The organism is Mycolicibacter sinensis (assembly GCF_001667945.1).
GTDB lineage: Bacteria > Actinomycetota > Actinomycetes > Mycobacteriales > Mycobacteriaceae > Mycobacterium > Mycobacterium sinense_B.
In genome coordinates this window covers 16363-29342 of sequence record NZ_LZJK01000012.1, presented here as the reverse complement: position 1 = coordinate 29342, position 12980 = coordinate 16363, and the positions used below count along the sequence as shown (strand labels likewise).

Below are 12980 nucleotides of genomic sequence, written 5' to 3'. Positions count from 1 at the left end.
AGTCGGGATCGCGTCGTCGATCACCACGGCGTCGCTGCGGGCGGTGGTCTCGGCGGTGAACCGGGCGGCCCGGCCCGGCTGAGCCCCGCGAACAACTTCGGCCCCACGCGCAACCGCGGGGTCGGTATGTGGGTGTTGCCCGCCTCTCAGCGACAAGTGCCGTTATGTCAAGCGCCCGCGGCTGACATAACCATCGTTGTCGCTGAGAGGCGGGCGAACATCATGCACCATCCCCGCCGTTGCAGCTGGGATAGACGGGCCGGGTGGGGCCGGAGCGGCTAAGGAGACGGCAGGGGGTCAGAACAGCGAGATCTGCTCACCGGCCACCCCGACGTCGACGAACTGCTCGATACCGGTGCCTTGGACGACCCCGCCCACCCGGCCGATGCAGGCCATGAAGTGCTCGTCGGTGACCGTCGGCACCCCGAGTTCCCGCGCCTGGTAGCCCTTGCCCTGCTCCGGGCTTTCGTTGTTGCAGATCACCAGCGAGGTGTTGGTATCGACGACGTCGCTGTAGGCCAGCCCGGCGTGCAGGATGCGTTCGACGAGCTCCTCGTGCGTGCGGGTGCATTCCGCCGACAGCGCCACCCGCATGCCCTGCACCAGCGGACGACCCCGCACGTAGCGGCCCGGGTTCAGGTAGGCGCACGGCATCCGGGCCGCCAGCGCCTTCAGCGGCCGCAGTTCGTCGTGGGTGATCCGGCCGTTGGGCCAGCGGCGGCGGGTCACCGGCCGCACCGGCAGCCATACGTCGCGTTCCCGGGCCCGCTGTAGCGCCGGCTCCAGCACCCCGGCCAGCACCCGGGCGTCGTCGAGCGCGTCGTGAGCCCGGGTCTGCACGATGCCCCAATGCGCGGCGAGGGTTTGCAACCGCAGATTGGCCAGGCCCAGATCCAGCCGCCGGGCCAACTCCAGCGTGCACATCACCGAGTCGACGGGCAGTTCGGCGCCGGCCATCTCGGCTTCGACGGCCAGGAAGGTGTAATCGAACGCCACGTTGTGCGCCACCAGGGTGCGGCCGGCCAACAGGGCGGCGACCTCGTCGATGACGTCGGCGAACCGGGGCTGGCCCGCCAGCATCTCGGCGGTGAGGCCGTGCACGTGGGTGGGGCCCGGGTCGGTGCCGGGGTTGACCAGGCTGGACACCGAATGCTCGATGCGCCCGTCGGCGTCGAGTGCCAGGGCGGCGACGCTGAGCACGCGAGCCTGCCCGGGCCGGAATCCCGACGTCTCGACGTCGACGACGGCCCAGCCGTCGCCGGAATCGCGGGCCGGGCGCCCCCACAGCGCACTCATGCCATGAGGATGGCACGGCGGGGGGACGAACTCCGGTCGCCGCCGAGCCGTGTCGTCAACTTAAGTCGCTGAGGTCGCCCCATCTAAACTCACGCAGTGATCACCGCCCGTGGACGTCTGGCGCTGGCTGCCGGAGCGAGTGCCCGGTGGGCGTCGCGGGTCACCGGCCGCGGCGCCGGCGCGATGATCGGCGGCCTGGTCGCGATGACACTGGACCGCTCGATCCTGCGGCAGCTCGGCTCCGGGCGGCGCACCGCCATCGTCACCGGCACCAACGGCAAGTCGACCACCACCCGCATGCTCGCGGCGGCGCTGCGTGAGCTGGGTCCGGTGGCCACCAACGCCGAAGGCGCCAACATGGACGCCGGGCTGGTGGCGGCGCTGGCCGCGGACCGCACCGCGGCGCTGGCGGCCCTCGAAGTCGACGAGATGCACGTGCCGCATGTGGCCGATGCGGTCGCGCCGGCCGTGGTCGTGCTGCTCAACCTGTCCCGCGACCAGCTGGACCGGGTCGGTGAAATCAACGCGGTGGAGCGCGCCTTGCGCACCGGGCTGGCCCGGCATCCGCAGACGGTGGTGGTCGCCAACTGCGATGACGTGCTGATGACCTCGGCCGCCTACGACTCCCCCAACGTGGTGTGGGTCGCCGCCGGCGGGGGCTGGGCCGGCGACTCGGTCAGCTGCCCGCGCAGCGGCGAGGTGATCGACCGCCGCGACGGGCACTGGCGCTCCACCGGATGCGACTTCAGCCGCCCCGCCCCGCAGTGGTGGTTCGACGACGACTCGCTGTACGGGCCCGACGGGCTGGTGCTGCCGATGCGCCTGTCGCTGCCCGGAAACGTCAACCGCGGCAACGCCGCCCAGGCCGTCGCCGCCGCCGTCGCGCTGGGCGCCGACCCGGTCACAGCGGTGGCCGCCGTGTGCGCCGTCGACGAGGTGGCCGGGCGCTACCGCAGCCTGCAGGTCGGCGAGCACACGGTGCGGATGCTGCTGGCCAAGAACCCGGCCGGCTGGCAGGAGGCGCTGTCGATGGTCGACCACCGCGCCGCCGGGGTGGTGATCGCCGTCAACGGGCAGGTGCCCGACGGCGAGGACCTGTCCTGGCTGTGGGATGTGCGCTTCGAGCACTTCGAAGATGTTCCGGTGGTGGCCGCCGGGGAGCGCGGCACCGACCTGGCGGTGCGCCTCGGCTACGCCGGGGTGCAGCACACCCTGGTGCACGACACCTGTGCGGCCATCGCGTCGTGTCCGCCCGGGCCGGTCGAGGTCGTCGCCAACTACACCGCGTTCCTGCAGCTGCAGCGGAGGTTGGCATGACGGTACGGATCGGGCTGGTGCTGCCCGATGTGATGGGCACCTACGGCGACGGCGGCAACGCGGTGGTGTTGCGGCAGCGACTGCTGCTGCGCGGGATCGCCGCCGAGATCGTCGAGATCACGCTGGCCGACCCGGTGCCGGAATCACTGGACCTCTACACCCTGGGCGGCGCCGAGGACTACGCGCAGCGACTGGCCACCCGGCACCTGGTCCGGTATCCGGGCCTGCAGCGCGCGGCGGGACGCGGGGCGCCCGTGCTGGCGATCTGCGCGGCCGTGCAGGTGCTGGGGGCCTGGTATGAGACCTCAGCCGGGGAACGCGTCGACGGGGTGGGGCTGCTCGATGTCACCACTTCACCGCAGGAAGCGCGCACCATCGGCGAGGTGGTCGCCACCCCGCTGCTGGCGGGTCTGTCGGCGCCGCTGACCGGCTTCGAGAACCACCGTGGCGGCACCGTGCTGGGTCCGGCCGCCTCGCCGTTGAGCAAGGTGACCAAGGGCGCCGGAAATCGGGCCGGCGACGGGTTCGACGGGGCGGTGCAGGGCAGCGTCGTCGCGACCTATCTGCACGGGCCATGCCTGGCGCGCAACCCCGAACTGGCCGACCTGCTGTTGTCGAAGGTGGTCGGTGACCTGGCGCCGCTGGAACTGCCCGAGGTGGACATGCTGCGGCGCGAGCGACTGGTCGCCCCCCGGCGGGCCTGACTACCTTTTGACCATGACCGATCCGAGCACCGTTGCCGACGCCGCGATCGGGATCTCGCAACGGCTCTACGACCGGCTGGCCGACACGGCCCAGGTGATCGAGGATCTGGTGGCCAAGGAGTCACCGGAGCTGACCACCGACTCGTCACTGCTGGGGCTGCTGCACGCCACGGTGGCGGCCAACGTCGACACCTACTTCTCGGCGATCCGCCACAACATCCCGGTGGCCGATATCGCCGCGCCGGCCGTCGCCCTCGAGCATGCCCGCCGCCTGGCGCAGCGCGGCGTGCCGGTGAACACGTTGGTGCGCGGCTACCGGCTCGGCCACTCGGTGGCGCTGCAGCTGGTACTCGAAGAGATTCGCTCCGCGGAGCTGGATCCGGACCTGAGCCTGAATGTGCTCGGCGCGATGTCCACGCTGATGTTCGGCTATATCGACGAAATGTCGCAACAGGTGGTCGCCATCTACCAGGCCGAGCGTGAACGCTGGCTGGAGAGCCGAAATGCGGTGCGTGCGTTGCGGGTCCGCGAGATCCTTGCCGACGAGAACCGCGACGTCGATGCCATGACGACCGAGATCCACTACCCGCTGCGCCGAACCCACGTCGCGGTCGTGGTGTGGTATCCGGAACCCGGCGGCGACAAGCTTTCGGCGGCAGAACGTTTCATCAAGCGGCTTGCGGAGTCGCTGGCGGTGCACGGTGCGCCGCTGTTCGTCCCGGCCGACAGCGCATGCGGGTGGGCGTGGCTGCCGCTGCCGTCGGACACCCAGACCGACGTGGTGGAACAGATCCGGGCCTGCGCGCAGGCCGCGCCCGACGAACCGTGGGTGGCGATCGGCGATCCGCTGCCCGGGGTGGAAGGCTTCCGCCGATCGCACCAGCAGGCGCTGGCAGCGCAGTCTGTGGCGGTCGCGTCCGGTTCGATCCGGGTCAGCGCGGCCGGAGATCCGGGACTGTCGGCCGCGGCCCTGCTGGGCGGGAATGACCTGGCCGCGGCGCGGGCCTGGGTCGGCGAGGTGCTCGGGCCGTTGGCTTGCGCGACCGACAGCGACGAGCGGCACCGCGAGACCTTGCGGGTGTTCCTGCGGACCGGCTCCAGCTTCAAGGCGGCCGGTGAGCTACTGCACTTTCACGTCAACACGATGAAGTACCGCGTCCAGCGGGCGATCGAACGGCGCGGCCGCCCGATCGCCGAGGATCGGCTCGACGTCGAGATCGCGCTGCTGCTGTGTCAGTGGTACGGCGGGAGCGTTTTGTCTCCCGGGGACGAATAACCGGAGAAATTCCGGTTTCGCGGGACGAGCGGCGATCACGCGGCGGTGCCTAACGTCTAGGCCATTAAAGCTATGACCAGGCGAAAGGTTGAATGTGATGAGCACTGACGTAGCCGGCGAACCGAAGATCTGGCAGGACAAGAAGCGGCACCTGTGGCTGTTGGGCCTGGTCGTGCCCACCATGATGTTTCTGGTGCTGCCGCTGGTGTGGGCGATGAACGTCGCCGGCTGGCAGACCGCGTCGCAGGCGCTGCTGTGGGTCGGACCGTTCCTGATCTATCTACTGCTGCCGGCGTTGGATCTCTGGATCGGCGCTGACGGGCAGAACCCACCGGATGAGGTGATGGCCGCGCTGGAGAACGACAAGTACTACCGCTACGCCACCTACGCCTACATTCCGCTCCAGTATGCCAGCGCCATCTTCGGCGCCTACCTGTTCACCGCCTCGGACCTGGGCTGGCTCGGCTACGACGGCGCGCTGGGCTGGCTGGGCAAGATCGGCGTGGCGCTCTCGGCGGCGACGGTGGCCGGGGTGGGCATCAACACCGCCCACGAGCTCGGCCACAAGCGGGATTCGCTGGAGCGCTGGCTGTCCAAGATCACCCTGGCTCAGGTCTGCTACGGACACTTCTACGTCGAGCACAACCGCGGCCACCACGTCCGGGTGGCCACCCCGGAGGACCCGGCGTCGGCGCGCTTGGGTGAGACGTTCTGGGAGTTCTTGCCGCGCAGCATGGTCGGCGGCATCCGCTCGGCGTGGGAGCTGGAGGCAGCACGGATCCGTCGTACCGGCAAGAACCCGTGGAACCCGCGGACCTGGTGGGGCAATGACGTCATCAACGCGCTGGCGATGTCGGTGCTGTTCTGGGGCGTGATGATCGCGGTGTTCGGCGTCGCGCTGATCCCCTACGTGCTGATCAACGCGTTCTACGGGTCGTCGCTGCTGGAGTCGGTGAACTACCTGGAGCACTACGGGTTGGTGCGGCAGAAGCAGGCCGGCGGCCGCTACGAGCGCTGCACCCCGCAGCACAGCTGGAACTCCGACCACATGGTCACCAACCTGTTCCTGTACCACCTGCAACGGCACAGTGACCACCACGCCAACCCGACCCGGCGCTACCAGACGCTGCGCAGCTTCGACGACTCGCCGAATCTGCCGGCCGGCTACGGGGCGCTCATCGGGGTGACCTACTTCCCGCCGGTGTGGCGCAGACTGATGGACCACCGGGTGCTGGAGCACTACTCCGGTGACATCACGCTGGCCAACATCCATCCACGGGTGCGCGGCAAGGTGCTGGCCCGCTACGGGGCGGCCGGCTGATGGCCGCCTACGGGTGCCCGGGCTGCGGCTACGTCTACGTCGAGGCGCTCGGCGCCCCGCGAGAAGGCTTCCGCGCCGGCACGCCCTGGGATCAGATCCCCGATGACTGGTGCTGCCCGGACTGCGCAGTCCGCGAAAAGCTGGATTTCGAACCGATTGGAGTGAACTCATGAGCGACTACAAACTCTTCCGCTGCCTGCAGTGCGGCTTCGAGTACGACGAGGCGCTGGGTTGGCCGGAGGACGGCATCGACGCCGGCACCCGCTGGGCGGACATCCCCGAGGATTGGAGCTGCCCGGACTGTGGCGCGGCGAAAGCCGACTTCGAGATGGTGGAGGTGGCACGGCCGTGAGTTCCCCGGGGACGCTGATCGTCGGCGGGGGATTGGCCGCGGTCCGCATCGCGGAGCAGTTGCGCCGCAACGACTACGCCGACGCGATCACCATCGTCGGCGCCGAGGCCCACCTGCCCTACGACCGCCCGCCGCTGTCCAAGCAGATGCTGCGCGGTGAGGTGGACGATGTAGCGCTCAAACCGGCCGCGTTCTACGCGCAGCACCGCATCGGGTTGCGCCTCGGTGTCGCCGCCGTTGGCGTCGACGTCCGTGGCCACACCGTCACGCTGGCCGACGGACAGGTGCTGCGCTACGACCAGCTGGTGATCGCCACCGGCCTGGTGCCGCGGCGCATTCCGGCGCTGGGCGAGCTGGACGGCATCCACGTGCTGCGGTCATTCGATGACTGCCTGGCGCTGCGGGAGCGGGCGTCGAGTGCGCGACGTGCCGTGGTGATCGGGGCGGGCTTCATCGGCTGTGAGGTCTCGGCCAGCCTGCGCGGTTCGGGGCTGGACGTGGTGCTGGTGGAGCCGCAGCCCACCCCGCTCGCCTCCGTGCTGGGCGAGCAGGTGGGCGCGTTGGTCAGCCGGCTGCACCGCGACGAGGGCGTCGACGTACGCACCGGCGTGCAGGTGGTGACGGTCTCGGGTGCGGGCCAGGTGGAGTCGGTGACGTTATCGGACGGCTCGGTGATTCCGGCTGATCTGGTGATCGTGGGCATCGGGTCACGTCCCGCCAGTGACTGGCTGGCCGGCAGCGACATCGCAGTGGCGGACGGCATCGTCTGTGACGCGGTGGGACGTACCAGCGCCCCGGACGTCTGGGCGCTCGGCGACGTGGCGAGTTGGCGGGATGGCACGGGTTCCCAAGCGCGGGTAGAGCATTGGAGCAACGCCGCCGAGCAGGCGCGCCGCCTGGCGACGGCGATGCTGGGGCGGGATGCGGTGGCCGGCGCGGGCGTGCCGTACTTCTGGAGCGACCAATACGACATCAAGATCCAGTGCCTCGGTCACCCGCGGGCCGGCGACACCGTGCACTTGGTCGAGGACTTCGATGTTCAGACCCGCCGATTCCTGGCCTACTACGAGCGCGGCGGTGTGCTGGCCGCCGTGGTGGGCGCCGGCATTCCCGAACAGGTGCGGACGGCTCGGGGGAAGATCGCCGCGGGGGCGCCGATTTCCGAAGTGCTGCAACCGGTCTAAGGCCGCCAGCCGCGGGATCGCAGCGCCTCGGTGACGCGGCGGACGGTCTCGTTGGGGTTGTCCTCGTTGATGACCCGGATGTTGATCCAGCCCAGGCGTTCCAGCCTGCGCTGCCGCTTGTGGTCTTTGACGTACTGCTGACGATCCTTTTGATGCTGATCCCCGTCGTATTCGGCCGACACCTTGTAGTCCTCCCAGCCCATATCAAGCCAGGCGAACGGCCAATACCCCCGCTCGATCACCGGGATCTGGGTAGTCGGGGTAGGTAAGCCGGCGTCGATCAGTCGCAACCGCAGCCAGGACTCCCTGAGTGAGGCAGCGCCGGGATCGACCAGTGGAAGCGCCGCCCGCAGCTTTCGTAAGCCGCGCGCGCCTTTGTGATGCTTGGCGATCAGCAGCACATCCTCGGCGCTGAACGGGGTGGCCCGGGCGAGGGCATCGAGCCGCGCTACCGCGTGGACTCTTGGCAGGTGGCGGCCCAGGTCGTAGGCGGTGCGGGCGGGTGTGGTGACCGGGATCCCGGCGACTGTGGTTATTTCCTCGCCGGCCAGGGTTTCATCGCGGGCGATCAGGCCTGATTGCGAGCGAGTGTCGTGCGCGATGAGTTCAACGTCGCCTTCGGCGTCGACCCACTCGGCCCCGTGCAGGGCCGAGGCGCTGACCCCAGCGATCACCCCGTTTCGGCCAGACGCGAGCCAGGCTGCCGTCGTGCGATCACGCAGCGTGATGGTCACACGCTTGCGCAGGTAGACCCCGCGGTAAATGGGTCGGTACCACCGCTGAAGCTCGTGGCGGGTCAAGAAGCCAGCGGCGATCGCCTCGCTGCCGATAAAGACCCCATCCATGGCGGGATCGTGCCGGGTAGGACCGACATCTCGCCCAAACCGACGTTTTGCAGGCCGCTACTCGTACTTTCTCTGCAAAACGTCGGTTTCGCGGAAGTTGGGGCAGGGACCGCGGCAACTAGGCCATGGCGCGGCGGCCGGTGAAGGCCCGGCCCAAGGTCAGCTCGTCGGCGAACTCCAGGTCACCGCCCATCGGCAGCCCCGACGCCAGGCGGGTGACCGAGAGCCCCGGGATGTCGCGCAGCATCCGCACCAGGTAGGTGGCGGTCGCCTCGCCCTCGGTGTTGGGGTCGGTGGCGATGATCACCTCGCTGACATCGACCCCGTCGACCCGCTCCCCCACCCGGTTCAGCAACTCACGCACCCGCAGCTGCTCCGGGCCGATCCCCGACAGCGGATCCAGGGCGCCGCCGAGCACGTGGTAGCGGCCGTGGAATTCGCGGGTGCGCTCGATGGCGGCGACGTCCTTGGGTTCTTCGACGACGCAGATCTGGGCGAGATCCCGGCGCGGATCCCCGCAGATCCGGCAGCGCTGGGCATCCGAGACGTTGCCGCAGACCTCGCAGAACCGCACCCCGTCCCGGACCTTTGTCAACACCGCGGTGAGCCGGTCGATCTCGGAGGGCTCCACCGACAGCAGGTGAAAGGCGATCCGCTGGGCGCTCTTGGGGCCGATGCCCGGCAGCTTGCCCAGCTCATCGATCAGGTCCTGGACCGGACCTTCAAACACCTAGGCCCCCGGCATGCCGAGCGCGTTGCCCATGCCGCCGGCCAGCGGGGAGAGCCGCTCCTGGGCCAGGGTGTGCGCCTTCTTCGACGCATCGGCGAGCGCGCCGACGATCAGATCCTGCAGCGTGTCGAGGTCCTCGGGGTCGACGACCTTCGGGTCGATCCGCACGGCCAGCACCTCGCCGCTGCCGTTGGAGGTGACCTTGACCAGGCCGCCGCCGGCTTCGCCGTGCACCTCGGTGGCGGCCAACTCCTGCTGCGCCTGCAACAGGCGCTGCTGCATCTGCTGAGCCTGGGCCAGCAACGCCGACATGTCGGGCGGGCCTCCTGGTTGCATGACACTCCCCTTGCGTTGGTTGTGGGCGGTCTCGACTTGGTTGCGGCTTGGTTTCAGCTCCAAGACCCGCCGCGTGTGAAACACCCAGCGTAGTCGGCGCCTGCCTACCTTGGCGGCGTGCGCGTACCAGTTCTCCCGCGTGTCGGCGTCGCGATCGCCACCGGCCTGGTGGTGGTAGCCGCGGTGCCGAGCGCCCCGTTGTCCTCGGCAGCCCCCGGCAATATCGCCGGCATGATCGTGTTCCTCGACCCGGGACACAGCGGCACGGCCGACCCGGCGGTCATCGGCCGGCAGGTGACCAACGGCCGGGGCGGCACCAAAAACTGTCAGACCAGCGGCACCACCACCAACTCCGGCTATCCCGAGCACAGCTTCGCCTGGGACACCACGCTGCGGATCCGCCAGGCCCTCAACGCGGCGGGCGTGCGCACCGCGATGTCGCGCGGCGACGACAACGGGCCGGGGCCATGCGTCGACGAGCGGGCCGCGATGGCCAATTCCCTGCACCCCAACGCGATCGTGTCCATTCACGCCGACGGCGGCCCGGCCACCGGCCGTGGGTTCCACGTCAACTACTCGGCGCCGCCGCTCAACCCGGCGCAGGAGGGGCCGGCGGTCCGGTTCGCCCAGGTGATGCGCAGTCAGCTGCAGGCCGCGGGCATCCCGCCGGCCACCTATATCGGCACCGACGGCTTGAAGGGACGCGCCGACCTGGCCGGACTGAACCTGGCCGAATACCCGTCGATCCTGGTCGAGCTGGGCAACATGAAGAACCCCGCCGACGCGGCCCTGATGGAAAGCCCGGCGGGCCGGCAACGCTACGCCGACGCCGTTGCCCGCGGCATCGCCGGCTACCTGAGCAGTCAGGTTTCGGCGCAGTGAGCCCGGCCGAGTCGGGTGCACAGCAGACGATCCCCCGCTAGCGTAGGAGCTGATGTCCGTCCGGCCGGCTGACACACCGACATCCCGTACCGGGGTGCAACGGCTGCTGGACAGCTACCGCGCGATTCCCCCGACCGCATCGGTGCGGCTGGCCAAACCCACTTCGAATCTGTTCCGGGCGCGCGCCAAACGCACTGCGCCCGGGCTGGACACGTCGGGCCTGGCGAGCGTCATCGGTGTCGACCCGGAGAACCGCACCGCCGACGTCGAAGGCATGTGCACCTACGAAGACCTGGTCGCCGCCACCTTGCCGTACGGGTTTGCGCCGCTGGTGGTTCCACAGCTCAAGACGATCACGATCGGCGGCGCGGTGTCCGGCCTGGGGATCGAATCGACGTCGTTCCGCAACGGCCTGCCGCATGAATCCGTGCTGGAGATGGACGTTCTCACCGGCGCCGGGGAGCTGCTGACGGTGTCGCGGGACCAGCATGCAGACCTGTTCCGGGCGTTCCCGAATTCCTATGGCACGCTGGGCTATTCAACACGACTGCGGATCGAGCTGGAGGCGGTCAAGCCGTTCGTGGCGCTGCGGCACATCCGGTTCGATGCCCTGGAAGACCTGGTCGCGACCATGGACCGGATCATCGACACCGGCGGCCTCGACGGTGTCGCGGTGGACTACCTCGACGGGGTGGTGTTCTCCCCCGCCGAGAGCTACCTGTGCCTCGGATTCGCCACCGACACCCCGGGCCCCGTCAGCGACTACACCGGCCAGCAGATCTATTACCGCTCCATCCAGCACCCGCGGGGCATCAAAGACGACCGGCTGACCATTCACGACTACCTGTGGCGCTGGGACACCGACTGGTTCTGGTGCTCGCGGGCTTTCGGGGCGCAGCACCCGCTGGTGCGGCGCGCCTGGCCGCGGCGCTACCGGCGCAGCAGCTTCTACTGGAAGCTGATCTCGTATGACCAGCGGTTCTCCATCGCCGACCGGATCGAGAAACGCCACCACCGGCCGCCACGCGAACGGGTGGTGCAAGACATCGAGGTGCCGCTGAATCGGTGTCGGGAGTTCTTGGACTGGTTCTTCGCTCATGTGCCGATCGAACCGGTGTGGCTGTGCCCGTTGCGGCTGCGCAACGACGAAGACTGGCCGCTGTACCCGATCCGGCCCAACCGCACCTACGTCAACGTCGGATTCTGGTCCTCGGTCCCGGCCGGCGCCACCGAGGGGGCCACCAATCGACTGATCGAGGCCAAGGTGAGCGAACTCGACGGCCACAAGTCGCTGTACTCCGACGCCTACTACACCCCCGCGGAGTTTGACGCGCTCTACGGCGGTGAAACCTATCGGACTGTCAAACAGGCCTACGACCCCGACTCGCGGCTGCTGGACCTCTACGACAAGGCGGTACGACGACGATGACCACGTACAAGGAACACAAGGAGCAGACGCGCACCGGCAGGCTCAGCCTGGCCGAGGTGCTGCAGACTCTGGCCACCGACGGCCACCTGCCGCTGCGTTTCACCGCCTACGACGGCAGCAGCACCGGCCCCGACGACGCCCCCCTGGGTCTGGACCTGTTGACCCCGCGTGGCACCACCTATCTGGCCACGGCGCCAGGTGATCTGGGCATGGCCCGCGCCTACATCGCCGGGGATCTGGGGGTGCACGGTGTGCATCCGGGAGATCCCTACCGCCTGCTCAAGGCGCTCGCCGACGAGCTGCACTTCAAGCGGCCGTCGCCGCGGGTGCTGGCCAACATCGTCCGCTCGATCGGAATCGAACACCTGGTGCCGATCGCGCCGCCGCCGCAGGAGGGCCGCCCGCGCTGGCGACGCATCGCAGAGGGGTTGCGGCACAGTAAGGCCCGGGATGCCGAGGCCATCCACCACCACTACGACGTCTCCAACGCCTTCTACGAGTGGGTGCTGGGTCCGTCGATGACCTATACCTGCGCGGTGTACCCGAGCCCGGACGCCACGCTGGAGCAGGCCCAGGAGAACAAGTACCGGTTGGTCTTCGACAAGCTGCGGTTGCGTCCCGGCGATCGGCTGCTCGACGTGGGGTGCGGCTGGGGCGGCATGGTGCGTTACGCGGCGCGTCGGGGGGTGCGTGCCATCGGTGCGACGCTCTCGGCGGAGCAGGCCCGGTGGGCGCAGCGCGCGATCGCCGAGGACGGCCTGACCGATCTGGCCGAGGTCCGCCACTGCGACTACCGCGACGTCGGTGAGTCCGAATTCGACGCCGTCTCGTCCATCGGGATGACGGAGCACATCGGCGTCGCCAACTACCCCGGCTACTTCGCTTTTCTCAAGTCCAAGCTGCGTGCCGGTGGGCTGCTGCTCAACCACTGCATCACCCGCGCGGACAACAAGTCCAACGCCACCGCGGGCGACTTCATCGACCGCTACGTGTTCCCCGACGGCGAGCTGGCCGGCTCGGGCCGGATCATCAGCGAGATCCAGGACGCGGGTATGGAGGTCCTGCACGCGGAGAACCTCCGCAACCACTACGAGCTCACGCTGCGGGACTGGTGCGCGAACCTGGTGGCGCACTGGGACGACGCTGTCGCTGAGGTCGGGCTGGCCACCGCCAAAGTGTGGGGGCTCTACATGGCCGGTTCCCGGCTGGGCTTCGAGCACAACGCGATTCAGTTGCATCACGTGCTGGCCCGCAACGGCGGCGAGCCGGCCCGGCTGCCGTTGCGCCCATGGTGGCAGCCCTAGACTC

Annotated in this window: 14 protein-coding genes; 10 read left to right on the top strand and 4 right to left on the bottom strand. The window is 69.2% G+C overall.

What is annotated here, in order from left to right; translation table 11 throughout:
* Positions 1-297: 297 nt before the first annotated feature.
* Entirely contained in the window at positions 298-1296 is a 999-nt protein-coding gene (locus A5694_RS00695; protein WP_064919935.1) for a DEDDh family exonuclease, read from the bottom strand.
* Between the two features lie 96 nt (positions 1297-1392).
* Here A5694_RS00695 and A5694_RS00690 point away from each other — a divergent pair, with 96 nt between their 5' ends.
* From A5694_RS00690 to A5694_RS00660, 7 genes are all read left to right on the top strand, one after another.
* Positions 1393-2613 carry a DUF1727 domain-containing protein gene (locus tag A5694_RS00690; protein ID WP_064919934.1) on the top strand — a complete coding sequence of 407 codons (1221 nt, stop codon included), beginning with the start codon at positions 1393-1395 and terminating at the stop codon, positions 2611-2613.
* On the top strand, positions 2610-3317 hold the full coding sequence (locus A5694_RS00685) for a type 1 glutamine amidotransferase (protein ID WP_064919933.1): 708 nt from the start codon (positions 2610-2612) through the stop codon (positions 3315-3317). Before A5694_RS00690 ends, A5694_RS00685 begins: the two co-directional genes overlap by 4 nt.
* A gap of 13 nt (positions 3318-3330) precedes the next feature.
* Positions 3331-4593 (top strand): PucR family transcriptional regulator, encoded by a 1263-nt coding sequence (locus A5694_RS00680; RefSeq protein ID WP_064919932.1) that lies wholly within the window; start codon positions 3331-3333, stop codon positions 4591-4593.
* 97 nt (positions 4594-4690) lie between these two features.
* Positions 4691-5914, top strand: coding sequence for an alkane 1-monooxygenase (locus tag A5694_RS00675; protein ID WP_064919931.1), 1224 nt, complete (start codon positions 4691-4693; stop codon positions 5912-5914).
* A complete protein-coding gene (locus A5694_RS00670) occupies positions 5914-6087 on the top strand; it encodes a rubredoxin (protein ID WP_064919930.1) in 174 nt (57 codons plus the stop codon). Before A5694_RS00675 ends, A5694_RS00670 begins: the two co-directional genes overlap by 1 nt.
* Entirely contained in the window at positions 6084-6266 is a 183-nt protein-coding gene (locus tag A5694_RS00665) for a rubredoxin (RefSeq protein WP_064919929.1), read from the top strand. The genes A5694_RS00670 and A5694_RS00665 overlap by 4 nt, the downstream gene beginning before the upstream one ends.
* The gene (locus tag A5694_RS00660; protein ID WP_082952443.1) at positions 6263-7450 is read left to right on the top strand and encodes an NAD(P)/FAD-dependent oxidoreductase; all 1188 of its coding nucleotides are present in this window, start codon (positions 6263-6265) and stop codon (positions 7448-7450) included. The genes A5694_RS00665 and A5694_RS00660 overlap by 4 nt, the downstream gene beginning before the upstream one ends.
* Here the strand turns inward: A5694_RS00660 and A5694_RS00655 are convergent.
* From A5694_RS00655 to A5694_RS00645, 3 genes are all read right to left on the bottom strand, one after another.
* Positions 7447-8295 carry a DUF559 domain-containing protein gene (locus A5694_RS00655; RefSeq protein ID WP_064919928.1) on the bottom strand — a complete coding sequence of 283 codons (849 nt, stop codon included), beginning with the start codon at positions 8293-8295 and terminating at the stop codon, positions 7447-7449. The two genes, A5694_RS00660 and A5694_RS00655, sit on opposite strands and share 4 nt — an antisense overlap.
* A 118-nt stretch (positions 8296-8413) precedes the next feature.
* Positions 8414-9025: a recombination mediator RecR gene (recR, locus tag A5694_RS00650; RefSeq protein ID WP_064919927.1), complete on the bottom strand. Its 612-nt coding sequence runs from the start codon at positions 9023-9025 to the stop codon at positions 8414-8416.
* Positions 9026-9361, bottom strand: a complete 336-nt coding sequence (locus A5694_RS00645; RefSeq protein WP_082952444.1) for a YbaB/EbfC family nucleoid-associated protein — start codon at positions 9359-9361, stop codon at positions 9026-9028.
* Between the two features lie 117 nt (positions 9362-9478).
* On the opposite strand from A5694_RS00645, the gene A5694_RS00640 reads away from it, so the two are divergent.
* The 3 genes from A5694_RS00640 to A5694_RS00630 are packed head-to-tail and all read left to right on the top strand — an operon-like array spanning position 9479 to position 12976.
* Positions 9479-10243 (top strand): Rv3717 family N-acetylmuramoyl-L-alanine amidase, encoded by a 765-nt coding sequence (locus A5694_RS00640; protein WP_064919925.1) that lies wholly within the window; start codon positions 9479-9481, stop codon positions 10241-10243.
* Between the two features lie 52 nt (positions 10244-10295).
* Positions 10296-11672 (top strand): FAD-binding oxidoreductase, encoded by a 1377-nt coding sequence (locus A5694_RS00635; protein ID WP_064919924.1) that lies wholly within the window; start codon positions 10296-10298, stop codon positions 11670-11672.
* Complete coding sequence (locus A5694_RS00630; protein WP_064919923.1) at positions 11669-12976, top strand: class I SAM-dependent methyltransferase; 1308 nt, start codon at positions 11669-11671, stop codon at positions 12974-12976. The genes A5694_RS00635 and A5694_RS00630 overlap by 4 nt, the downstream gene beginning before the upstream one ends.
* The last annotated feature ends 4 nt before the right edge of the window (positions 12977-12980 follow it).

Bases quoted from the DNA above. Each gene is read 5' to 3' on its own strand.
- A5694_RS00635 (WP_064919924.1), top strand. From the start codon at position 10,296: ATGTCCGTCCGGCCGGCTGACACACCGACATCCCGTACCGGGGTGCAA.
- A5694_RS00680 (WP_064919932.1), top strand. From the start codon at position 3,331: ATGACCGATCCGAGCACCGTTGCCGACGCCGCGATCGGGATCTCGCAA.
- A5694_RS00645 (WP_082952444.1), bottom strand. From the start codon at position 9,361: ATGCAACCAGGAGGCCCGCCCGACATGTCGGCGTTGCTGGCCCAGGCT.
- A5694_RS00675 (WP_064919931.1), top strand. From the start codon at position 4,691: ATGAGCACTGACGTAGCCGGCGAACCGAAGATCTGGCAGGACAAGAAG.
- A5694_RS00630 (WP_064919923.1), top strand. From the start codon at position 11,669: ATGACCACGTACAAGGAACACAAGGAGCAGACGCGCACCGGCAGGCTC.
- A5694_RS00655 (WP_064919928.1), bottom strand. From the start codon at position 8,295: ATGGATGGGGTCTTTATCGGCAGCGAGGCGATCGCCGCTGGCTTCTTG.
- A5694_RS00685 (WP_064919933.1), top strand. From the start codon at position 2,610: ATGACGGTACGGATCGGGCTGGTGCTGCCCGATGTGATGGGCACCTAC.
- A5694_RS00670 (WP_064919930.1), top strand. From the start codon at position 5,914: ATGGCCGCCTACGGGTGCCCGGGCTGCGGCTACGTCTACGTCGAGGCG.
- A5694_RS00665 (WP_064919929.1), top strand. From the start codon at position 6,084: ATGAGCGACTACAAACTCTTCCGCTGCCTGCAGTGCGGCTTCGAGTAC.
- A5694_RS00695 (WP_064919935.1), bottom strand. From the start codon at position 1,296: ATGAGTGCGCTGTGGGGGCGCCCGGCCCGCGATTCCGGCGACGGCTGG.